The organism is Sanyastnella coralliicola (genome assembly GCF_030845195.1).
Taxonomy (GTDB): Bacteria; Bacteroidota; Bacteroidia; order Flavobacteriales_D; family Sanyastnellaceae; genus Sanyastnella; species Sanyastnella coralliicola.
The window spans coordinates 2815678-2838580 of record NZ_CP132543.1; the positions used below are offsets into that span (position 1 = coordinate 2815678).

19 protein-coding genes and 1 pseudogene are annotated in these 22903 nt (G+C 46.2%); 9 read left to right on the top strand and 11 right to left on the bottom strand.

The window, feature by feature from the left end:
• Positions 1-55: 55 nt before the first annotated feature.
• On the bottom strand, positions 56-2743 hold the full coding sequence (locus RA156_RS11780; RefSeq protein WP_306640298.1) for a TonB-dependent receptor: 2688 nt from the start codon (positions 2741-2743) through the stop codon (positions 56-58).
• A 454-nt stretch (positions 2744-3197) separates the two neighbouring features.
• On the opposite strand from RA156_RS11780, the gene RA156_RS11785 reads away from it, so the two are divergent.
• Positions 3198-3563: a four helix bundle protein gene (locus RA156_RS11785; RefSeq protein WP_306640299.1), complete on the top strand. Its 366-nt coding sequence runs from the start codon at positions 3198-3200 to the stop codon at positions 3561-3563.
• A 126-nt stretch (positions 3564-3689) separates the two neighbouring features.
• Here the strand turns inward: RA156_RS11785 and RA156_RS11790 are convergent, their stop codons facing one another.
• Both RA156_RS11790 and rsgA read right to left on the bottom strand, forming a co-directional pair.
• Positions 3690-4466 (bottom strand): 3'(2'),5'-bisphosphate nucleotidase CysQ family protein, encoded by a 777-nt coding sequence (locus tag RA156_RS11790; protein WP_306640300.1) that lies wholly within the window; start codon positions 4464-4466, stop codon positions 3690-3692.
• A gap of 32 nt (positions 4467-4498) precedes the next feature.
• Positions 4499-5422 (bottom strand): ribosome small subunit-dependent GTPase A, encoded by a 924-nt coding sequence (gene rsgA, locus RA156_RS11795; protein ID WP_306640301.1) that lies wholly within the window; start codon positions 5420-5422, stop codon positions 4499-4501.
• Between the two features lie 120 nt (positions 5423-5542).
• Here rsgA and gldA point away from each other — a divergent pair, with 120 nt between their 5' ends.
• On the top strand, positions 5543-6457 hold the full coding sequence (gldA, locus tag RA156_RS11800; protein WP_306640302.1) for a gliding motility-associated ABC transporter ATP-binding subunit GldA: 915 nt from the start codon (positions 5543-5545) through the stop codon (positions 6455-6457).
• 22 nt (positions 6458-6479) lie between these two features.
• Positions 6480-6830: a DUF1801 domain-containing protein gene (locus RA156_RS11805; RefSeq protein ID WP_306640303.1), complete on the top strand. Its 351-nt coding sequence runs from the start codon at positions 6480-6482 to the stop codon at positions 6828-6830.
• 257 nt (positions 6831-7087) lie between these two features.
• On the opposite strand, the gene groL is transcribed toward RA156_RS11805, so the two are convergent.
• From groL to miaB, 8 genes and pseudogenes are all read right to left on the bottom strand, one after another.
• Entirely contained in the window at positions 7088-8719 is a 1632-nt protein-coding gene (gene groL / locus RA156_RS11810) for a chaperonin GroEL (RefSeq protein WP_306640304.1), read from the bottom strand.
• Positions 8720-8750: 31 nt separating this feature from the next.
• The gene (locus RA156_RS11815) at positions 8751-9026 is read right to left on the bottom strand and encodes a co-chaperone GroES (protein ID WP_306640305.1); all 276 of its coding nucleotides are present in this window, start codon (positions 9024-9026) and stop codon (positions 8751-8753) included.
• 161 nt (positions 9027-9187) lie between these two features.
• Positions 9188-9499: a preprotein translocase subunit SecG gene (gene secG / locus RA156_RS11820; RefSeq protein ID WP_306640306.1), complete on the bottom strand. Its 312-nt coding sequence runs from the start codon at positions 9497-9499 to the stop codon at positions 9188-9190.
• Between the two features lie 30 nt (positions 9500-9529).
• Positions 9530-10483: a hypothetical protein gene (locus RA156_RS11825; RefSeq protein ID WP_306640307.1), complete on the bottom strand. Its 954-nt coding sequence runs from the start codon at positions 10481-10483 to the stop codon at positions 9530-9532.
• A 12-nt stretch (positions 10484-10495) separates the two neighbouring features.
• Positions 10496-10657 (bottom strand): annotated as a pseudogene (locus RA156_RS16710) (hypothetical protein); the annotation flags it as partial.
• Positions 10657-11154, bottom strand: a complete 498-nt coding sequence (locus tag RA156_RS11830; protein WP_306640308.1) for an LptE family protein — start codon at positions 11152-11154, stop codon at positions 10657-10659. The gene RA156_RS11830 and the pseudogene RA156_RS16710, both read right to left, overlap by 1 nt.
• A 99-nt stretch (positions 11155-11253) precedes the next feature.
• Entirely contained in the window at positions 11254-12495 is a 1242-nt protein-coding gene (locus RA156_RS11835; protein WP_306640309.1) for a sigma-54 interaction domain-containing protein, read from the bottom strand.
• An 8-nt stretch (positions 12496-12503) separates the two neighbouring features.
• Positions 12504-13934, bottom strand: coding sequence for a tRNA (N6-isopentenyl adenosine(37)-C2)-methylthiotransferase MiaB (miaB, locus tag RA156_RS11840; protein WP_306640310.1), 1431 nt, complete (start codon positions 13932-13934; stop codon positions 12504-12506).
• A gap of 232 nt (positions 13935-14166) precedes the next feature.
• Between miaB and topA the strand changes: the two genes are divergently transcribed.
• The 6 genes from topA to porM all read left to right on the top strand — a co-directional run bounded on the left by topA (position 14167) and on the right by porM (position 22891).
• On the top strand, positions 14167-16476 hold the full coding sequence (gene topA, locus RA156_RS11845) for a type I DNA topoisomerase (RefSeq protein ID WP_306640311.1): 2310 nt from the start codon (positions 14167-14169) through the stop codon (positions 16474-16476).
• Positions 16477-16482: 6 nt separating this feature from the next.
• On the top strand, positions 16483-17646 hold the full coding sequence (locus RA156_RS11850) for a formimidoylglutamase (RefSeq protein WP_306640312.1): 1164 nt from the start codon (positions 16483-16485) through the stop codon (positions 17644-17646).
• Positions 17647-17838: 192 nt separating this feature from the next.
• Complete coding sequence (locus tag RA156_RS11855) at positions 17839-18807, top strand: PorP/SprF family type IX secretion system membrane protein (protein WP_306640313.1); 969 nt, start codon at positions 17839-17841, stop codon at positions 18805-18807.
• Between the two features lie 93 nt (positions 18808-18900).
• Entirely contained in the window at positions 18901-20268 is a 1368-nt protein-coding gene (gene porK, locus RA156_RS11860) for a T9SS ring complex lipoprotein PorK/GldK (RefSeq protein WP_306640314.1), read from the top strand.
• An 84-nt stretch (positions 20269-20352) separates the two neighbouring features.
• Positions 20353-21132, top strand: coding sequence for a type IX secretion system motor protein PorL/GldL (gene porL, locus RA156_RS11865; RefSeq protein WP_306640315.1), 780 nt, complete (start codon positions 20353-20355; stop codon positions 21130-21132).
• 37 nt (positions 21133-21169) lie between these two features.
• Positions 21170-22891 carry a type IX secretion system motor protein PorM/GldM gene (gene porM / locus RA156_RS11870; RefSeq protein WP_306640316.1) on the top strand — a complete coding sequence of 574 codons (1722 nt, stop codon included), beginning with the start codon at positions 21170-21172 and terminating at the stop codon, positions 22889-22891.
• Positions 22892-22903: the final 12 nt, after the last annotated feature.

Consider the following 22903-nt stretch of genomic DNA (forward strand, 5'->3'; position numbering starts at 1 on the left):
GCTACCCGGACATCATGCCGACCGGGTAGAAGTTTCTTTGGTCGAGTTCTATAGCTTAGAATCGGAGGGTCAATCCAACCAAGTAGTTTCTTCCGGCTTGTGGATAGAAGAACTCTTCGTGGATTCTGCTACCTCCGTCTATGAATCCGTAAGTGTACCCGTTGTTGACATACGTCTCGTCCAAGACGTTATTGACCATTAGGTTCACAGATAGCTGACGCATTCCCCAATCACGCACGTAAAACGCCATGCGGAAATCATTTACCAAGTATGAAGGAATCACACGCTCGCTATTAGAAGTGTTATCAAGGTACTGCTCACTCACATACTTCGTCTGCCATGCAGCTTCCGCGCTAAGACGGCCACGCTGAAGGAAGGTGTAAATCACCTGTGCCGAAGCGATCAAGTCTGGAGAGAAGGAAATATCAGTCTCTCCGAGTTCTGTCTCTTGGAAGGCATTCACATCGTAATCGAAGATCAATTCAGTGAAATCTTGAATCTTGTTCTGGCTGTAAGTTGCATTTGCTACAAGCAATAAACGACGGAATGGACGGTATCCAAATTCTGCCTCCACCCCTCTTCTGTAGCTCTCTGCTACGTTCGTGCGCACAGGCGTACCCACATCATTCAGATCTCCTGTCAATACGAGCTGATCAGTGTAGTTCATATTATAGAAGTTCAACAAGAAGTTGTAGCGTGGCATCATGCGGCGGTAACCGAATTCAAGGTCTCCCATTTGCTCTGGACGTGGAGCTTCACCATCAAGTGCATCGATGTAATCGTTACGCGTTGGTTCGCGATTTCCGATAGCATACGAAGCGTATACCATGTTATTACGGTTCACATCGAACGAGAAACCAACCTTCGGATTGAAGAAGTTCAGTGTATCTGTTACGTCAATAGCAATCAAATCAGCATCGATTCCTGACGCCTCATACGTCACTTGACGCACCTGAAGATCTGCGTAAACATTCATGCGACGGTTCAAGAGGTAATTCACCTTCAAGTACGAGTTGAAGTCTGTCTTGAAACCGTTGTTCAAGTAGTAGAAATCTTGGTACTCAGAGTTGTTCGGGTGCTCCATCCAAATAATCTCACCGAAGTGGTCTCCATCGTATGCGTTCCATGCTCCACCAAGTACTGCGTTCAATTGATCGTTATCAAAACGACGTGTGAAGTCAAGTGACCAAGTGGCACCGTAGAAATCATTCTCCAGCCAACGACGACGAATCACGTCACTCGTTGAAATCTGAGCGATCGAGTTTAGCAAAGGATTTCCGCTCCCATCAGTAATTGGGTCACCGTTTTGATCCGTCACTACCGTGTGGCTGATTTCCACTTCATCCCAATCATAGTTGTTATTGAAAGTCGTGTTCGTCGGGTTTCCATCCAGATCTTCTGCGTCTGCAAATTGCTGCACAGCATTCAAGATGATGTTGTCAATGTTGTAGATGCTCAAATCATCGCTAGCGCGGAATTGCTCAAAGTAACCACGACCATAAGTGTAGTGACCTGCTGCACGGAAAACCAACCCGCTACCGAAATCATAAGCGAAGTGCAGCTGGTAGTGGTCTTGCGCATAGTTGTCTACCTCATTCTCGTAGGTGTAATAGTTCGATTGACGACCTAGGTTCACCATATCATCAATCTGCTGTTCTGAGTAAAAGTTATTGGCACCCCACTCTCTAATTTCAGCTTCACTTCCATCCAAGGCTACTTCAGGAACACCCCACCATGCTTGGTAAGTTTCTTCACGTCCACCGAACACCAATCCTTTGATGCTTACGCGTCCTTTATTGTACTGTCCGTTCAAGAAGTAGCTCTTCAAGTCACTTGATGCCCGGTCAATGTATCCGTCAGAAGTGATCTGTGACAGACGCCCTTCAATGGCAAAACCATTCGGCATCAACCCGCTTCCAAATTCTACCGTGTGGCGGAAGGTGTTGAATGACCCGACGCTGTTGGTAATCTCAGCAAAGGCTTGCGGTGCCATACGGTCAGTACGAAGCCCGATAGAACCACCGAAAGCACCTGCTCCGTTGGTTGAAGAACCCACACCACGCTGAATACTCACATTGTCAATGGATGAAGAGAAGTCTGGAAGGTTCACCCAGAACACCCCTTGTGACTCCGGATCATTGTATGGAATCCCGTTGATGGTCACATTGATTCGGCTCTGATCGCTACCGCGGATACGCAATCCGGTGTATCCAATTCCTGCACCTGCATCAGACGTTGTCACGATCGATGGTGTAAAGCGAAGGAGGATTGGTAGATCTTGTCCGTTATTCAACTTATCCAGTTGAGCCGCACTTACGTCTGAAGAGGCAAATACCCCATTCTCTGGAGCTGACCCCGTCACTGCGATAGAGGCTGTAGACAGATTAATGATCTTCTCTTCCATGACAGGCAAGACAAGAGGATAGTCAGTAATGTCTTGTTGCGAAGCCATTGTGGCATCCACCGACACTACTTGTCCGGCTTTCACCGTCGCCTTCTTTTGCATTGGCTGGTACCCCACCAACTTGAACTCAAGTGTATACTCACCCGGATCCACTTGGATTTGGTAATACCCGTCTAAGTCAGTGGTTGCACCTAGCTCAGTGCCCATTACATAGACCGTAGCAAATGGTAAAGATTCATTTGAATTTCCATCGACCAAGCGACCCTTGATCGTTCCTTTTTGCGCGAGCGCCGCGCTCGAGAATAGTAGGACTAATAGTCCCAGTAATACTCGTCTCATGTTGTAACTAAATTTTCTGTTAACTCCCGACAGTGTTCAGGGGGAACACGTCAATCATTAAACCCGCTCCCTTCCCAGCATAACCCGGGCAGGTTCGAAGGGTATAATCTCAGCCATCCACAACGTTTTGTTTTAGGCACCCCTGTTTGAGACGGGGCAAAGGTATTTAATCCCTTTAGGAATCAATAACTGATAAACGATAATCTATAACTCTCCATCTTGGAATCGATAAACAATAAACGATAGTCTATAACTCAGAACCAATAACTAACAACTAAATACTAATGACCAACAACTAATAGCTAGAGACTAACGGCCTATGATTTCATTGTAGATTCTTGATTGCACTGAACTTATTCTTCATCTATGAACTTTAGAACCACACCCATAAAGTAGATGCGGTGGGTGTTGGATTTCCACATACTATTGTTGCATGCCTTACAAATATCATCACATGAAAGTGTGGCATGACTCAGCTGATTTGGTCAAAAAATGTTATGAATTGATAGCGGAATCAGCTGATCCACAAGACTTCTATTTCTTCAATCAAATGAAGCGCGCGTCTACTTCAATTTGTTTCAATCTTGCTGAAGGATCTGGGGCGGGAAGTGACAAGCTCATGCGGCGTCATGTGAATATTGCGATTGGCTCTGCTTTTGAACTGGCTAATCAGCTAGAAATTGGCATGAAGATCAATCATTGGTCCCCCGAACAAACAAGACCTCTTCTATATGCTTTAGACGAGGTCATCAGACAACTCTTTGGCCTCAAAAGACACCTTTCTAGGTCAATCGATAACGACGCTAATGGTGGAAAATAGTTGTTGGTTATGGGTTGTTGGTTATGGGTTGTTGGTTGTTGGTTGTTGGTTGTTGGTTCTAGATTATCGTTTATCGATTTTCAATTCCAACCGGGCGGTTATAGATTATCGTTTATCGATTTTCGATTACTCCGCGAGAAATGACGGATTCACAAGCCTCCCATCCACATAGTCCAAATCCTCTCCACCCTCCATCTGGACAATCTTCTTTCCGACCGATCTGAGGATGGCGTCTCCTGCTGCGGTGTCCCAGATCATGCAGGGAGAGAAGCGGGGGTAGAGGTGCGCTTCGCCGAGGGCGAGTTTGCAGAATTTGAGTGAGCTGCCTGCGCGAATGACTTGAAGGTCTGGATGCTTTTGGCGGATTTCTTTGAGGTAATTGAGGGTGTTCTCTTTCAGGTGAGATCGACTCACTACAGCGGTGTGTGGGATATCTAATGTCGGTATCTCCGTGGTGAAAGAAGTTTCCGAAGGGAAGGTCTCTCGGCAATCTGATTGGGTGAAGCCAAGAGATGCTAATCCGAGATATGCCTTGTTGACCCTTGGGTGAACGATGACACCTAGGATAGGTGTTCCCTGGTGGATGAGGCCTATGTTGATGGTGAAGTCTGGACGACCGGCGATAAATTCTTTCGTGCCATCTAAAGGATCGACTACCCAGAAACGTTCATGTGATGAGCGGGCATACATATCTGCTCGGGAACCTTCTTCGGAGACGATGAGTAGTTCTGATTTTTTGAGGGTGGCTGTAATCAGATTGTCGGCAGCTATATCTGCTTCGGTGACTGGAGAGGCGTCGTCTTTGTATTCCGTTTTGAAGCCGCGCTCTTGAAACTCCACAAGGACCGGTGCTACTTTGGAAGCCGCTTCATAGGCAAGCTTCAGTAGTTCTAGATCACTCATGTTTGTTTGTTTCTCCATTCCGCGCTAGCGAGTTAACGGTAAGGACCTTCATCCTCGTGATACATCATTAGGTAATTCTCAAATCGAGAAACGCTGACCTCACCATGCTCAACCGCCTGTTTCACGGCACATCCAGGCTCATTAATATGGAGGCAGTTGTTGAACTTACACTCTGGAAGCAAGGCGAACATTTCTGGGAAATGATGGTGCAATTCTTCTTTTGGAAGGTCAACCAAACCAAATCCTTTGATTCCTGGAGTGTCGATGATGAAGCCGCCTGATGGTAGTTCATGCATTTCAGCGAAGGTGGTCGTGTGCCTTCCCTTCAAATGGTATTCAGAGACTTCAGCGGTTCGAATGTCAGCATCGGGAATCAGTTGATTGATCAGGGTGCTCTTCCCTACCCCCGAGTGGCCAGAGACCATATTGATCTTTCCTTTCATGGCCTCCGCCAAGGTGTCAACGCCGATGCCCTCACTAGCTACCGATTCCGCGATAGCGTAACCCGCATCTTCATAAATCTGAGTCAGCTCTGCTTGTGTAGCTTTGGCCTGCTCGTCATAAACGTCAATCTTGTTGAACACGATAGTCACCGGCACGCCATAGGCATCAGCCGTGACGAGGAAGCGATCAATGAAACCAGTACTTGTAGCAGGTTGTGCCAGGGTAACGACGAGGAATGCGTGGTCAATATTGCTGGCCACGATGTGCGCCTGTTTGCTCAGATTGACACTCTTTCGAATGATGTAGTTCTGGCGATCATGGATTACGCTGATCACCCCGGTACCATCAACATCAATCTCGAAGCCAACCCGGTCACCTACGGCAAGGGGATTGGTGGTCTTAATCCCCGCCAAGCGGAATTTACCTTTGATCTGACAATCGATGATCTCACCGTTTTCTTGTCTGACCTCACACCACTTCCCAGTAGATTTTATGACGAGTCCTTCCTGCATTCGTTGGGCACAAAGATAACCACCGAGGTCAGACTTACTTACGATTGTGATTCTGTAAATAATAAGTTTCGTAGGCTATGCGTAGTAATTGTAAGTTTGTCACAGAGAAAAGAACAGCAGATGTCGATCAGCATTAGTGGCGTAAGTAAACTATACGGAGAGCAGAAAGCACTGGATGAAGTGAGTTTCGAGATCTCTACTGGCGAAGTAGTTGGATTCCTCGGACCCAATGGAGCCGGTAAGTCAACGATGATGAAGATCATCACATGCTATCTTCCTCCTGACGGTGGGAAGGCCGAAGTCTGTGGCCGCAATGTCATGGAAGACTCGATTGAAGTACGCAAACGCGTTGGATATCTTCCTGAGCACAATCCGCTGTATCTCGACATGTACGTGAAAGAGTTTCTTGATTTCATTGGAGGCATCCACAAGATCAAGAACCGTCGTGAGCGCGTCAATGAAATGATCGACTTAGTTGGTTTAGGACGTGAGCAACACAAAAAGATTGGTGCCCTTTCAAAAGGATACCGTCAGCGTGTTGGACTTGCTCAAGCCATGATCCACGATCCTGAAGTGCTCATTCTCGATGAGCCTACCAGTGGTCTTGATCCGAACCAACTTGTAGAGATCCGAGACCTCATCACTCAGATTGGAGAATCAAAAACGGTGATGCTGTCTACTCACATCATGCAGGAGGTTGAAGCCTTGTGTAGCCGTGTGATCATCATCAACCAGGGGAACATTGTCGCCGATGCCCCAACACAAGAACTCCAAAAGATGACAGGACGTGAAACGAAGACCATCACGGTTGAGTTTGCGCAAGATGTCAAAGCTTCCGCGCTAGCGAAGATTGATAATATCAGCAATGTCAAAGAACTCCCTGATGGAAGCTTCTCACTGACATCGAACGGAGACTTAGACCCGAGAAAAGCCATTTCTATCTGGGCAGTTCAGAATGACGTTCTTATCCTCACCCTACGTGAAGACGAAGTGAGCCTAGAAGACGTCTTCAAGCAATTGACGACCTCGAAATAAGGTCTTCCATTCTCGTCGATTCATGAAAGAACTAGACGATTTCTACTTCCGCCAAGACGAGCCGAATCAATCGTGCTTCCTCGCACTTCGCCAAATTATTCTGAACATCCATCCAGAAATGACCGCCACATTCAAATACGGCGGACCCTGCTTCCTATACAAAAGGAAGATGTTGGTCTACCTCTGGCGTGATAAGAAACAAGACATCCCCTACATCCTCTTCGTTGACGGCGGAAAAATCGACCATCCTCTCCTCATCCAAGGAGACCGCAAACGCATGAAGGTGTTTTACGTTGACCCCACGAAGGATTTGCAGGTGGAGTTGATTGAGGAGTTGTTGGGGATGGCGATTGAAGTGAAGGAGAATTCCTGAACGTGGTACGTGGTTCGTGGTTCGTGGTTCGTGGTTCGTGGTTCGTTAGAATAATAAATAATGATTCGTAAATAATGAATGATGAATTTAGTGATCAGCTTATGCTGAGCCTTCATTCAACATTCAATATTCCTTCGGTCAACCGTCCACAGTCCACGGTCCACCAACAACGAACCAATAACCAAGTACCAAGCACTAAATACCAATCAAAAAAAAACCCCGCATATGCGGGGCTTTAATCCTATCAAGAAGAACGCTTACATCATTCCTCCCATTCCACCTGGCATGGCAGGAGGAGCGGCTGGAGATTCTTCTTCAATGTCTGAAATCACACATTCTGTTGTCAACAGCATACCTGCGATTGACGCTGCGTTCTCGAGAGCTACACGGCTTACTTTGGTTGGATCGATCACACCTGCTTCGAAAAGGTTTTCGAAGACCTCTGTACGCGCGTTGTATCCGAAGTCGCCTTCGCCTTCTGCTACTTTCTGTACGATCACCGCACCTTCGCCTCCAGCGTTTGCAACGATCTGACGAAGTGGCTCTTCGATCGCACGACGTACGATAGCAATACCTGTAGTTTCGTCGTAGTTGTCACCTTTAAGATCACCTAGAGCACTCGCCGCGCGGATGTACGCTGTACCACCACCAGGAACGATTCCTTCTTCAACAGCTGCACGTGTTGCGTGCAATGCATCGTCAACGCGATCTTTCTTCTCTTTCATCTCTACCTCAGTGGCAGCTCCAACATAAAGTACAGCTACACCACCTGCTAGTTTCGCAAGACGCTCTTGAAGCTTTTCGCGATCGTAGTCAGAAGTAGTTGATTCGATTTGTGCTTTGATCTGTACAACGCGTGCATCGATCTCTGCTTTTCCACCGGCACCGTTGACAACAGTCGTGTTGTCTTTGTCGATAGTTACTTTCTCAGCAGAACCTAGATCGTCAAGAGTTGCGTTCTCCAACTTCAATCCAGTTTCTTCGCTGATCACTGTTCCTCCAGTAAGGATAGCGATGTCTTGAAGCATTGCTTTACGACGATCACCGAAACCTGGTGCCTTCACTGCAGCTACTTTCAGCGCTCCACGAATCTTGTTTACTACCAACGTTGCCAATGCTTCACCATCAACGTCTTCCGCGATGATCAATAGTGGCTTTCCTGTTTGAGCAGTCTTCTCAAGAACAGGAAGAAGATCTTTCATGTTTGAGATCTTCTTATCGAAGATGAGTAGGTATGGGTTGTCCAACTCAGCTTCCATCTTGTCAGGGTTTGTCACGAAGTACGGAGAAAGGTAACCGCGATCGAACTGCATACCTTCTACAGTCTTCACTTCAGTTTCTGTTCCTTTCGCTTCTTCAACAGTGATGACACCTTCATTCCCAACTTTCTCCATCGCTTGTGCGATCAATGCACCGATCGTAGAATCGTTGTTTGCAGAAATCGTTGCAACCTGCTCAATCTTGCTGTTGTCTCCACCTACCTCACGAGAGATTGAACGAAGACCGTCTACTACAGAAGTTACTGCCTTGTCGATTCCACGCTTCAAATCCATTGGGTTAGCACCTGAAGCTACATTCTTCAATCCTGAAGTAACGATTGCTTGCGCAAGAACTGTGGCAGTAGTTGTTCCGTCACCGGCGATATCAGCCGTTTTAGACGCTACTTCCTTCACCATTTGAGCACCCATGTTTTCTACTGGGTCTTTCAGCTCAATTTCTTTCGCTACCGAAACCCCATCCTTCGTTACAGTTGGAGCTCCGAATTTCTTATCGATAACAACGTTACGGCCTTTAGGCCCTAGTGTCACCTTCACCGCATTCGCCAACGCATCAACACCTTCCTTGAGGGCGTTACGAGCGTCAGTATTAAAGTTGATCTCTTTAGCCATTGCTGATTTGCTTTTCTAGTTTGTGAATAGGTTAAACGATCGCGAAGATGTCAGCCTCGCGCATGATGAGGTAGTCTTTACCTTCGATGCTGATCTCTGTTCCAGAGTACTTTCCGTAGAGAACATTATCACCTACAGTAACTGTAAGTGGTTCATCTGGTTTCCCATTTCCAACGGCAACGATAGTTCCGCGTTGTGGCTTTTCTTTTGCCGAGTCAGGAATGATGATTCCGCTGGCAGTTTTTTCTTCTGCAGGAGCCGGTTCTACAAGAACTCGGTCTGCCAATGGTTTTACGTTTACTGACATTTTGGTTCGATTAATTGAATTTCAAAATTGTTTGCATCTCCTCACTGTCAGATTTTGTGCCAATTCATGTTTTCGGTCAGAAGTGGTAAAAACGACAGTTTCGGACAAAAAAAATGTCAGCATGCGTGACATACTGACATTTACTATGGTCGATGTTAATCTTATTCTACTGGAGCAGCGTCTCCGCCTTCTAGGTCACCAGCTCCTTCAGCATCAAATGCCGGAGCAGTGATGGCATCTTCTTGGAAGCTTCCGTCATCTGTTGACACACCTCCATCGTACCAAGCGGCAGATGCCATACAAAGCACGAACAATGCAATGGTAAGGTACCAAGTTGACTTCTCTAGGAAATCAGTTGTCTTCTGCACGCCACCGATTTGGCTCGCTCCCTGGAATCCTGTTGCTAGTCCGCCACCCTTTGGGTTCTGAACTAGAATAACCACGCCTAGCAAAAAGCATACGATCAGGATCAAAACTATGATGAAAGTACCCATCTTTTCCTTCTATTTCTTTGATTTTCCGGAGTCCCGGAGCTTTTTAATTTGGTTTGCAAAATAAATGCTTTTTTCTGGGAATTTCAAGCTCAATAGTTTGTAGGCCTTTATCGCCTTGCGCTGATTCCCTTGCATAGCGTAGATTTTAGCCATGGTTTCGGTCACCATTTCTTCATCTTCTACCACACTCATCTTTGCCAAATCATGTGTTGTAAACTCTGCAGCACGCCTTGGCGTAATCTTCGGATCTTCCTCAATAAAGCGGTCAATCAGTGCTTGTTTACGTTCTTCTTGATTTTCATCGCCTAACGGCGGAACGCTTCGCTTCTTCGCGCTGTTATTCTTCACCAACCAAGCCGCAAACGGCGACAACTGAGCTCCATCAGAATGCCCTTCTTGAATTTTACGCGAAGATGAATTCACCTCAGTGGTAGGTGGTGTAACCGTTGTTTCTGTTTCAGAATTCGGTTGTGGCGGGCGTATATATGCGTCCCCACCGGTCTCTTCCCTTAATTCTTCTTCTAATTCTTCCTTTTCCTCTTCCTCTGTCTCTTCCTGCGACTCAAGCACAATCGTAGAGGTAATCGCCTCCAAAATCACCCCTTGCTGAATCGGATCAAAATCCTCCAATTTGGTTCGTGTTGAGGGGGCTTCCTCTTCTGGAGGGCGCACATGTGCGCCCCTAACCTCTTCTTCTCCTTTTGATTCTAATTCTACTTCTTCCTTTAATTCTAATTCTCCTTCTATTTCTTCCTCTTCAGGTTCCGGTTGTGGTGGGCGCACATGTGAGCCCCTACCTAATTCTTCCTTCCCCTCTAATTCTTCCTCTAATTCTAATTCTACCTCTTCCTCCAAAACAACCGCCTCAATCTCTTCATCAATCTGTCGCACCTTATCTAACATCGGTTGACGTACCAATAGATCGAACAGCACATCACGGTCAAAGACATGAATGGCTGCCAACTTTAAGTGGGCGTCGTAATCGAAGTGTTGGAGTTGGTGATCAGCTTTCGCAAGCATGACATGTGCTCCCGTGAACCACGGCATGTCTTTGCTTAGACGAAGTAGCTCAGGACGTAAATCCGAAAGTGCCTGTCCTTGAGAATTGAGGGCGGTATAGAAGTCTTCTTTGAGCATTACCAATTTCCAAGGGAAGCGTTGAAGATTTCTTGGGTGAGCTGCTCATTAATCTCTCCAGTCAATTGCTCTTCAACAGTCAGAAGATCTTGAGAACTCTCGTAATCTGCGAATCGGGTGAAGTTGCGTTCGAAACTTAGATCCGGTTCTAAGGTATTGGTGTACTTCACTTTAACAGTGACTGTCAAGCGGTTTCGAGAAGCTGTTTCTCCATCAGACACCCCAACAGGACTCACGCGATAATCGGTGATCGATCCTTCAAAACGCAATTCACCTTTGGTATCAATCAACTGAAGGGTAGATTGACGCTGGATCAAATCACGCAGTTCCTCCGTGAAGTTCTGCGCCACAATCGGGCTAGCCAATGGAGTCTGCGGCTTGAAGTATTCCACAGAAAACGTTTTGGCCCCTGAAGTCTGTGCACCATAAGGCGTGTAACACGAAATCAGAACGATCGCAAAAGCGATAGGGAGGATATGGTTAAGTCTTAACTTCATTTCAAACGAATACTAAACTAGACATCGACAATCAATAATCAATAACTAAGAACCAAGAACTAAGCACTAAAAACTAAGTACCAGTAGCCTAACGCCTTTTTATAAATTGTATTCCTTGATCTTACGATAAAGTGTACGCTCACTAATCCCTAGCTCACGTGCTGCGTACTTACGCTTGTTCTTGTGCTTGGCGAGGGCCTTCTTGATCAGCTCCTTTTCTGTCTCTTGAAGTGAGAAAGTCTCCTCTACTTCTTCGTGCACGTGATGCTCCTCATAAGAAGGTGTAGCTGCGCGTTGCGGAAGATGAAGCACCCCTGAACTAGCAGCAGGACTCATATTCTCGGTCTGAGCATCGTCTTCAAACACACGTTTCATCAAAGCCACATTGGATTCTGTTGGATCTAAATGTCCATCATGCTGAATCATCTGCAGCACCAGCTTCTTGAGGTCAGTCAAATCATTCTTCATATCGAACAACAACTGATACAAGATCTCACGCTCAGAGTAGTTTTGTGACTCTTGCTGCTGTTTATCAACCACCATTGGAAGGTGGTTTACTTCGTCAACCGGCAAGTACTGAAGCAAGGTTTGCGCGTCAATGTCTCTCTCCTTCTCAATCACTGACATCTGTTCGGTGATGTTCTTCAGTTGACGAACATTCCCTGGCCAGCGATAATTGATCAGAATCTCCACCGCATCATGGTCCAACCCTAAGGGAGGCATGCGGTATTGCTCAGAAAAATCTGTAGTGAACTTTCTAAACAACAAGTGGATGTCCTCTTTGCGATCTCGCAACGGAGGCATGAATATCGGCACTTGATTGAGTCGGTAATAAAGGTCTTCTCTGAATCGTCCTTTTGAAATGGCATCTCCGAAGTTTACGTTCGTAGCGGCAACTACACGAACGTCAGTCTTGATGACTTTACTCGAACCCACTTTGATGAACTCTCCTGTTTCCAAGACACGAAGCAATCGCACCTGAGTTTGAAGTGGCAGCTCAGCTACTTCATCCAGAAAGATGGTTCCGCCGTTGGCGACTTCGAAATAACCTTTTCGAGAATCATGCGCACCTGTAAAGGCACCTTTCTCGTGACCGAATAGCTCAGAATCAATAGTTCCTTCTGGAATCGCACCACAATTCACTGCGATGTACGGACCATGTTTTCTTGAACTAAGGTTGTGGATGATCTTCGGCATCACCTCTTTACCAGTACCAGACTCTCCATTGATGAGCACAGAGATATTTGTAGGTGCAACTTGCACCGCAATATCAATGGCACGATTCAACGGGGTCGAGTTCCCGATGATTCCGAAACGTTGTTTAACCGATTGGATCTCCATGTATGAATTTAAGATGGCACTACCTCACCAAGCAAAGTCACTGACGTACAGTCATGCGCGTGAACGTCAACGTATTGACCTGGTTTGATATCACCTTTAGGGAAGACAATCACCGTATTATAAGTCGTACGACCGAACAGTTGATCTTCCGATTTCTTCGATGTTCCTTCCACCAATACACGATGGGTCTTACCTACAAGTGCTTTCGTACGTTCCGCTCCACATTCCATCTGTAGGTCAATCACTTCTCTTAAGCGACGTCCTTTTACATCTTCTGTAATATCGTCTTCGTACTTACGCTCAGCCAAAGTGCGCGGACGCTCACTGTACTTGAACATGAATGCCATGTCGTAACGAACTTCCGCCATCAGACTCAGGGTCTCTTGGTGTTGTTCTTCTGTCTCGCCACAGAAACCAGTGATGATATCTGTTGAAATCGCACAATCTGGCATAATGCGGTTGATGGCAGCAATACGATCGAGGTACCACTCACGTGTGTAACCGCGATTCATCTTCTTTAGCACTTCAGAGCTTCCGCTCTGTACAGGCAAGTGGATATACTTACAGATGTTTTCATACTTCGCCATCGTGTGAAGCACATCATCCGTCATGTCTTTAGGGTGGCTCGTTGAGAAGCGAACACGAAGGTCAGGATTCACCAAAGCTACTTTCTCCATCAGCTGAGCAAAGTTCACCGTCTCCTTTTCAGGATCCTTGATTTCTCCTTTGTTCGTCAAGTTCCATTTGTAGGAATCAACGTTCTGTCCAAGAAGTGTGACTTCGCGGTATCCTTGATCGAAGAGTTCTTGCGCCTCTCTTACAATCGATTCTGGGTCACGACTGCGTTCACGTCCACGAGTGAAAGGCACTACGCAGAACGAGCACATATTATCACAACCACGCATGATTGAAATGAAGGCAGTGATTCCATTTGAATCAAGACGAACAGGTGCGATTTCTGCGTAGGTCTCTTCACGAGACAGCAATACGTTCACCGCTTTTTGTCCTGAATCAACCTGACCAATGAGGTTCGGAAGATCGCGGTAAGCATCCGGTCCAACTACCAAATCAACCAATTGCTCTTGTTCAAGTAGTTTCTCGCGAAGACGCTCGGCCATACAACCAAGCACTCCAACTACCATGTCTGGTTTTGTCTTCTTCAGGTTTTTGAAGAATTGCAGACGTCCGCGTACACGTTGCTCCGCATTATCGCGAATCGCACATGTATTAATGAGGACTACATCTGCCGCTTCCGCATCACGTGTAGTAGAGAATCCTGCTTCTCCCATGATCGATGCTACGATCTCAGAGTCAGAGAAGTTCATTTGGCATCCGTAGCTCTCTATGAGTAGCTTACGTTCTCCGCTTTCAGATGTCTTGGTCATGATCGCTTCTCCCTGACGAGATTCGTCGATCACTTTATTTCCGTCGTGTAACATTACGTTCTCCCCGATTGATAAAGGTTGACAAAGATACGACACGAGGTCAAGTCTGACAATTTGTCACTCAAAAATCCTCGTTAAACAAGCACAAAAGAATGGCCTACATATATAATGTTAACGAAGAGCGCACTTGCCTTGAATAGGATTGTCGTTAATTTGCACCCGATTTTAACAGGCGGGAACCCAAAACACATTTACGTGTTCTTAAGGGTTCCAACACAACAGCACTATGCCAAAGAACCTGGTTATTGTAGAGTCACCGGCGAAAGCTAAGACCATCGAAGGCTACCTCGGGAAGGACTTCGTCGTTCGTTCTAGTTACGGACACGTTCGTGATCTTCCGAAGAGTGACCTGGCGATTGATGTCGAAAATGATTTCACCCCGGTGTATGAGGTCTCTTCCGATAAGAAGAAGTTGATCACAGAGTTGAAGAAACTTGCGAAGGAAGCGGAAATCGTATGGCTCGCAACGGATGAGGACCGCGAAGGGGAAGCCATTTCTTGGCACCTAGCGGAAACTCTGAAAATCGATGCCTCGAAAACACGCCGTATCGTATTCTCTGAAATTACGAAGAATGCGATCCTACGCGCGATCGACAACCCAAGAACGGTTGACGTGAACCTGGTGAATGCTCAGCAGGCTCGTCGTGTGTTAGACCGTTTGGTAGGTTTCGAATTGAGTCCGGTACTTTGGAAGAAAGTAAAACCATCACTTAGTGCCGGTCGTGTACAAAGTGTGGCTGTTCGAATCATTGTAGAGCGTGAGCGCGAAATCAATGACTTCAAAGCGACAAGTTCATTCCGCGTCATCGCGATGTTTAATCTCGAGCGTGGTGAACTAAAAGCGGAACTCCCGAAACGTTTTGCGACGGAGGAAGAAGCGATGGCGTTCTTAAATGAATGCCTCGGTAGTTCGTACTCTATCCAGAATCTCGAAACCAAGCCTTCTAAGAAGTCACCAGCATCGCCGTTCACTACTTCAACGCTTCAGCAGGAAGCTTCCAGAAAACTGGGCTTCTCTGTATCGCAGACCATGGTAGTAGCGCAGCGATTGTATGAAAGTGGACGCATCACATACATGCGTACTGACTCCGTGAACTTGAGCGACTTGGCATTAAACCAAGCCAAAGAGGTCATTGGAAATAACTACGGTGACGAATACGCGCAAACGCGCAAATACTCTTCGAAGAGTAAAGGTGCACAAGAAGCACACGAAGCCATCCGCCCAACAGACCTCGGACTTCAGAAAATCGAAGGTGATAGCGGTGAGCAACGATTATATGATCTCATCTGGAAACGCACCATTGCCTCTCAGATGGCAGATGCGAAACTGGAAAAGACTACCGCAACGATTGCGATCTCTGGAAGCTCAAGCACATTGCAGGCTAAAGGTGAGGTCATCAAGTTCGAAGGATTCCTGAAAGTTTACCTTGAAGGAACTGACGACGAAGATGAAGAGACAACGAAAGGAATGCTTCCTCCATTGAACATTGGGCAAGAGCTCGAGCTCAAGCACATCAATGCCACGGAACGTTTCTCTCAACACCCACCTCGATACACAGAGGCAAGCCTCGTGCGCAAGTTGGAGGAACTAGGAATCGGTCGTCCGTCAACCTACGCACCAACGATTTCTACTGTACAGAAACGTGGATACGTTGTCAAAGAAGACCGCGACGGAAGAGAGCGTCAATACCGTGTATTGAAACTAGAGAACGAAGCGATCTCAAAAGATACAGCTACTGAGAATACCGGAGCTGAACGAGGAAAGCTCTTCCCTACTGATATTGGTATCGTAGTGAATGACTTCCTGGTAGATAACTTCGAAGACATTCTAGACTACAACTTCACAGCGAATGTGGAGGAAGAATTCGACAGCATCGCTCGCGGAGAAGTAGCTTGGAACGAAATGATCCGCAACTTCTATGGCGACTTCCACACAAATGTGGAGGAAACGATCGAGACTTCAGAGCGTGCTACAGGTGAGCGTGCTTTGGGTGATCACCCTGAAAGCGGAAAGCCAATTATTGCGCGTATCGGTCGATATGGCCCGATGATTCAGATTGGTGATAGCGAAGATGAGGACAAGCAATTCGCTTCCCTGCTTCCAGACCAGTCAATCACGAACATTACCTTGGAAGAAGCGCTTGACCTTTTCAAACTACCTCGTCAATTAGGTGAGTTCGAAGGTGAAGCTGTATCTGCGGCTATTGGTCGTTTCGGACCTTACGTTCGTCACAACAAGAGTTTTGTCAGCATCAAAGAAGACGAAGGAGATGATCCATACACGATCACTCTTGAACGTGCTATTGAGTTGATCAAGGCAAAACGTGAAGCCGATGCCAAGGCCATCATTCAAACATGGGATGAGGAACCAGACATCCGCGTTTTGAACGGACGTTACGGACCATACATCAAAGCAGGAAAGAAGAACGTCAAGATTCCGAAAGACAAGAAAGCGGAAGAGTTGACATTAGAAGAAGTGCGCGAATTGGTAGCAAATGCTCCTGATCGTCCAGCACGTAGAAGAAGCAAGAAGTAAGAAACCATGGATGGCATCCTAGATTTTTTCCAACCCGCCAACATTAGTATTGAACCATCTGAAGACGGTGTTCGTCGCTTATCAGATAGTGCGTTGATCCACACACAGGATTTCATGCCTGTACCTGAAGACCAGCGCATTGCCATCTTCGGCGTCATGGACGACCGTGGGGCGCACAACAATGAGGGTTGTTCTGACGGACCGGATGTCATTCGAGAATACCTATATCGTCTTCACGACATTGATGAGCCCATGGGCATCATCGACTTGGGGAATATCCACCCTGGTGAACGTCTAGAAGACACCTACGCTGCAGTGCGCGTGGTTTGCCATGATCTGCTGCGCGAAAACATCATCCCGGTCATCCTGGGTGGATCTCAAGATTTGACCTATGCAAACTATGCTGCCTATGAGAGCATGGAGCAAACGGTCAATTTGGTGACGGTTGATTCTCGCCTCGACTTTGGAGGTAATCCTGAACAACCTGACTCATGGAATTACTTGAACAAGATTGTGCTGCATCAGCCGAACTACTTGTTCAACTATTCCAACATCGCCAACCAACGATACCTGATCGACAAAGACTTGATCGAACTGATGGAGAAGATGTATTTCGATCTTCATCGTCTAGGAGAAGTTAACGGTCAAATCACTCATGCCGAGCCCGTGATTCGCAATGCCGACATCATGAGCTTCGACATGAGCGCCATTCGTGCAGGCGATAGTCCGGGACATCAGCTTGCTGGACCAAACGGACTTTACGCTGAATTAGCCTGCCAGATTTGTCGTTATGCAGGTATGGCTGACAAGCTCACTTCGTTCGGAATCTATGAGTACAACCCTCGTTATGATGAACGAGGCATTAGTGGTCACCTAGCTGCGCAGATGGTTTGGCACTTCATTGAAGGTATATCACACCGTCGTGGAGACTTCCCTGTGGGTACGAAAGATGATTACATCAAGTACATCGTTCCGTTAGCAGACCACGAATTAATTTTCTACAAAAGCCCACTTACCGACCGATGGTGGATGGATGTTCCTTACCCATCGAAAAGTGGCAATCGCTACCAGCGTCACCACCTAGTTCCTTGTACTTATGAGGATTATCAAGAGGCAACGAATGAAGAAATGCCCGACCGATGGTGGAAAACTTTCCAAAAACTGACATAAAAGCTTCCGTCGATTCCTACAAGACCCAATAGCAAATATGGGTTATGTTTGACGGGAATCCCCGATTTACAAGGGATTGGAAGCATTATGAACACAGGTTCACCTATTTTGCGTGCTAATAAATTTGGCTATATTAGCCACTTCTCAGAGAGAAGAGGTAAACTAATAATGCTTACTAACAAGGAATTTGGAATGAAACGCATCCTAATAACTGCGATTGTATTCTTTGCCTGTGCCGCTACTGCAACAGCACAACAAGACCCACAGTTCACGCAGTGGTTTAACGACAAGCAGTCGTTCAACCCAGCTGCCAACGGACTACAGCCTGGAAACTGTATTACGGGGTTCTTCCGTAACCAGTGGACTGGTTTCGACAGTCAACCACAAACCTTCATGTTGAACTACACTGGTCAGATCAACAACTTCGGAGGAATCGGATTGACTTTCTACAATGATCAACTTGGTCAGGAGTCAAATACAATCTTCCGTGCATCGGGTGCTTACCACCTTAATAATGTTGGATCCGGAAACTTGAGCTTAGGTCTAGGTTTAGGTTACTACGGAAAAGAGCTAGGTAACGATTGGCTTCCACCAGACGGTGTTGAATCAATCGGTAGCGATGCTGCGATCAATAGTGATGTACGTAATGACAACGGGTTCGATTTGAACCTTGGTGTTTATTACTGGAAGCCGAATGAATACTACTTCGGTATCTCTGCTACACACTTGACGCAAAGCGATCTTGATCAATTGAGCATTCAGTTGAAGAGCCACTTCTACACTATGGGTGGATACAACTTCAATGATATTGCAACTGATATCGACCTTAGAACAAACCTTTTGGTGAAGTCTGACTTCAACAAATGGGCTCTAGACGTAAATGCCAACGTTCTATGGGCAGACCTTCTATACGCTGGTATCTCTTACCGTCCTGGCGATGCGATCGCTCCTATGGTAGGTGTAGAGTACTGTATGGGTGATTCAGACGGTCGTACAGAGAAGACACAATGTTTCAAGCTGGGTTACAGCTATGATGTTACTACCTCAGAAATTAGTAACTTTAGTAGCGGTTCGCATGAGATTTTCCTAGGCTACTGTTGGTTCATTACCAAGAAGCCTTTGAGAAATATTCACTCGAACCCACGCTTTTTGGGGAAATAAATTGAAACAAACGAAGTTAATATAACGTAACCTGACGGAGTAAACCTGCTATTTCTACAACGGAACTGTAAGCTGTTGTAAAACAAGGAAATCATGAAAAAGTCGTTTTATCCGCTATTGTTGCTGATCGGTCTCGCCGGTTGCTACCCTGGTCCAAGGGGTGAGCTGGTTGGGGTTTATCCGCGCGAAGATTGGGTGCAAGTCAATCCTTATGGGATGAACTACATCCACTATGGCTCATACACAATGGGTCCTAGTGATCAAGATGTACCTTATGCACTCAACACGAAATCGAAGACGGTAACTGTACCGGCCTTCTACATCGACATCCACGAGATCTCAAATAATGAGTACCGTCAGTTCGTATACTACGTTCGTGACTCACTGATGCGTGACGCATTGGCTCAGAATGACAACGAATTGTACTTCTACGCAGAAGATGAATTTGGACGAGAACTCGATCGTTTTATCGATAAGGGGTATGTCTTGAACTGGGAAGAAGAAATTGACATGGAAGACGAAGACATCTTCGATCTTATCTATGACGAATTCTACCTACAAGGGTCTGACCGTTTCTATAACAGATGGCAGATTGATACTCGTAAACTTCAATACCGTTACTGGTGGATCGACCTGGAAGGAGCTGCTCGTAAAGAAGGTAAAGATGAAGAGTATGGTGAAGTGAACTCTTTGAACCAACTTCACTCTGTACGTGGGCACTCTGACCGTTCTCAATTCATCATTGAAGAGGTAATCAACGTTTACCCTGATACTTTGGTATGGGTACACGACTTCACATACGGCTTTAATGAGCCGCTTACTGAGACCTACTTCTGGCACCCAGCATACGACGACTATCCAGTTGTTGGTGTGACTTGGGGACAGGCGAAAGCGTTCAACGCTTGGCGTACTCAGATTCTGAATGAGTGGAAGCAGAAGACAGGCGAAAGCTTTGTTCAACGATTCCGCATGCCTTCAGAAGCAGAGTGGGAATACGCTTCTCGTGGTGGACTTGAATTGAGTCCGTACCCATGGGGTGGTCCATACATCCGTAACATTCAAGGTTGTCCGCTGGCTAACTTTAAGCCAATGCGCGGTGACTACGTGGAAGATGCTGGATGTCACACTGTACCGATCGAATCATACAGCCCGAATGACTACGGTCTATTCCAAATGGCTGGAAACGTAGCTGAGTGGACTAACACTGCGTACGATGAGTCTGTTTATGACTTCACGCACGACATGAGTCCGGAATACCAGTACCATGCAAAAGTGGATGACCCACCTTCTTTGAAGCGTAAGGTTATTCGTGGAGGTAGCTGGAAAGATATCGGTTACTACTGTCAGACAGGTACACGCTCATTCGAGTATTCTGACACTGCGAAGTCATACATCGGTTTCCGTTGTGTGATGTCTTACCTCGGACGTGGTAAGAACGTAGACCCAGAAGATTTTAATTAAGAAGAAACATCTTTTTGAAACCAAATAGAGACTTTTCGGAGCCTTATTCATCCTATTATTCAAACCTAAAAGCAAGAGAAAAAAATGAAACCTGGAAGTAAGAAGTGGAAGCTGCTAATGGCGAAAGTATACGGTATTGGAGCAGGAGTTGTAATTATTGGAGCACTCTTTAAGATCCAGCACTGGCCATTCGCATCTTTGTTGCTTATCATTGGTCTATTGACTGAGGCGATCATTTTCTTCCTGTCGGCATTCGAGCCGCCACACGAAGAACCAGATTGGTCACTAGTATACCCAGAACTAGCAACAGGAGAGCAGCGCGAAGGTGGAGACCACAGTGTTGGTGGATCACTTACTGAGCAGCTTGACGGAATGCTAGCAGAAGCGAAGATCGAACCTGAATTGATCGCTAGCCTAGGAGACGGAATGCGCAGCTTGAGCACTCAAGCAGGTCAACTTTCTGACATGTCTGACGCAGCCGTTGCTACACAAGAGTACTCTAACTCACTTCGTGGAGCATCTGATAAAGTGAACGAACTAGCATCTACTTACCAAGAGGCTTCTGAGTCATTGACAGGTCTTAAGGAAGGACAGAGCTACGGAGCTGCTGCAGGTGAACACCTACAGAAGATGAGCGAAAACCTATCGTCACTAAACAACATGTACGAACTTCAGCTTCAAGAGCTAGAGAAGTCTCGTCAGTTGTACAGCGGTATGGCAGAACTTGTTGAGAACCTCAGCGATTCTATCGAAGATACTCGCAAGTACAAAGACAATATCTCTGATCTTGCTAAGAACCTTGAGTCACTTAACACTGTATACAGCAACATGCTGAATGCAATGGGTGGTGGTAACAAGGCTTAATTCCTCCTTTTTATTCAACCTATAATAACCGAGTAAAATGGCAGGAGGAAAAGAAACCCCAAGGCAGAAGATGATCGGGATGATGTATCTCGTATTGACAGCTCTTCTCGCCCTTAACGTATCCAAAGAAATCCTAGACGCATTTACACTTGTAGATAGCAGTCTGGCGAAGACAGAGGCTACGCTTGATGCTAAGAACGCTTCTACTATGGGAGAGTTCGAGAATAAAAAAGCATCGAACCCTGAAAAAACAATCCCTTTCTACAACAAGGCAACTGAAGTTGCTGAACGTGCTGACGAGCTAGTTAAGTACATCGAAGAACTGAAGGCTCGTACCATCAGTGTTTCGCATGGAGATAACGCGTTGAAGTATGGTGAGAACTACCAGAACTTCATGGTCGATGGTCGTGCTGTAAAGGCAAGCGACGTTAACGAAGAAGGAGATAAGTACATCACTAAGGCAGATGAGAACCAAGAGAACACTGCGCTTCTTGTAGGTTCAAATCCACAAGCTCCGAAGACAGACAACTGGTCTGCGAACGAGTTAAAGCTGAAGTTGATTGAATACAAAGATTTCTTGACGTCAATCTCTGTAAAAGAGGTGACTGGAAATACTTGGACTGTTCCTGAAAGCATCCAAAATAGCTTGGAAACTACCTTTACTTTCGAAGGTGGTGAAGATCACGGACTAGCGGTAGAATGGGAAACGAAGAACTTCTTCCACAACCCACTTGCTGCGATCCTTCCGTTGATGACTAAGCTTGAAGTTGACGTACAGAACGCGAAAGCTGACGTACTCGCTGCTATGCTTTCTGGTATTGAAGGTAAGTCGTACAAGTTCACGAACCTGAAACCATTCGTGATCCCTGCTTCGAACTACATCCTTCGCGGAGATACCTTCCGTGCAGAAGTACTACTTGCTGCATACGATGGAACAAACCCACCAGAAATTTTCATGAACCCTGAACGTTGGGACATGCAAGATTCATCACGTTTGGAAGATGTAACTCCAGAGATGAAGCTTGATATCAGCCCTGAAGGTCTTGGAGAATTGAAAATCGCTACGAATGGTATGCCATTGGGTGATGCATCTTACAAAGGATTGATTCGTTACGAAGGACCACTCGGAACAGAGGAGTTCAACGTATACGTACCACCTTTCAAAGTTGCTGAACCAGCATTGGTTGTTTCGCCAACGAAGATGAACGTATTCTACCGTGGACTTCCTAACCCGGTTGAAATCTCTGTTCCTGGTGTAGCTCAAGAAGACCTTCAAGTGAATATCACTGGAGGACACCAGCTAACAAAAGATGGAAACGGATGGGTTGTGAAGCCTGGTAAAGGTAAAGACTGTAAGATCGCGGTATCTGCAAAGATGCCTGACGGTTCAACACAACGCATCGGTGAGAAGGAATTCCGTGTGAAGCGTATTCCTGATCCAGTACCAGTATTTGCTGGTAAGAAGCCTTCTGACAACACAGTACCACGTGGTGATATGCGTATCGCTGCCGGTGTACGTGCTGAGATGGAAAACTTCGACTTTGACGTAACGGTAACTGTGACTGGATTCAGCATGGTATTCATCCGTGACGGACAGGTTATCGAGAAAAGCTCGAATAACAACCGTGTAACTTCTGACATGAAGGCCAACATGGAAAAAGTGAAGAAAGGACAGAAGGTTTACGTTGAGAAGATTAAAGTAAAAATGCCTGATGGTTCCACTCGCCAAGTGGCTAACATCAGCCTTAAAGTCACTTAATAAAAACAAGCA

Coding starts and splice junctions, on each gene's coding strand:
- groL (WP_306640304.1), bottom strand. CDS start 8,719: ATGGCTAAAGAGATCAACTTTAATACTGACGCTCGTAACGCCCTCAAG.
- RA156_RS11830 (WP_306640308.1), bottom strand. CDS start 11,154: ATGAAGTTAAGACTTAACCATATCCTCCCTATCGCTTTTGCGATCGTT.
- RA156_RS11835 (WP_306640309.1), bottom strand. CDS start 12,495: ATGGAGATCCAATCGGTTAAACAACGTTTCGGAATCATCGGGAACTCG.
- RA156_RS11780 (WP_306640298.1), bottom strand. CDS start 2,743: ATGAGACGAGTATTACTGGGACTATTAGTCCTACTATTCTCGAGCGCG.
- porL (WP_306640315.1), top strand. CDS start 20,353: ATGAAACCTGGAAGTAAGAAGTGGAAGCTGCTAATGGCGAAAGTATAC.
- gldA (WP_306640302.1), top strand. CDS start 5,543: ATGTCGATCAGCATTAGTGGCGTAAGTAAACTATACGGAGAGCAGAAA.
- topA (WP_306640311.1), top strand. CDS start 14,167: ATGCCAAAGAACCTGGTTATTGTAGAGTCACCGGCGAAAGCTAAGACC.
- porM (WP_306640316.1), top strand. CDS start 21,170: ATGGCAGGAGGAAAAGAAACCCCAAGGCAGAAGATGATCGGGATGATG.
- RA156_RS11805 (WP_306640303.1), top strand. CDS start 6,480: ATGAAAGAACTAGACGATTTCTACTTCCGCCAAGACGAGCCGAATCAA.
- rsgA (WP_306640301.1), bottom strand. CDS start 5,422: ATGCAGGAAGGACTCGTCATAAAATCTACTGGGAAGTGGTGTGAGGTC.
- RA156_RS11785 (WP_306640299.1), top strand. CDS start 3,198: ATGAAAGTGTGGCATGACTCAGCTGATTTGGTCAAAAAATGTTATGAA.
- miaB (WP_306640310.1), bottom strand. CDS start 13,934: ATGTTACACGACGGAAATAAAGTGATCGACGAATCTCGTCAGGGAGAA.
- RA156_RS11815 (WP_306640305.1), bottom strand. CDS start 9,026: ATGTCAGTAAACGTAAAACCATTGGCAGACCGAGTTCTTGTAGAACCG.
- RA156_RS11790 (WP_306640300.1), bottom strand. CDS start 4,466: ATGAGTGATCTAGAACTACTGAAGCTTGCCTATGAAGCGGCTTCCAAA.
- porK (WP_306640314.1), top strand. CDS start 18,901: ATGAAAAAGTCGTTTTATCCGCTATTGTTGCTGATCGGTCTCGCCGGT.
- RA156_RS11855 (WP_306640313.1), top strand. CDS start 17,839: ATGAAACGCATCCTAATAACTGCGATTGTATTCTTTGCCTGTGCCGCT.
- RA156_RS11850 (WP_306640312.1), top strand. CDS start 16,483: ATGGATGGCATCCTAGATTTTTTCCAACCCGCCAACATTAGTATTGAA.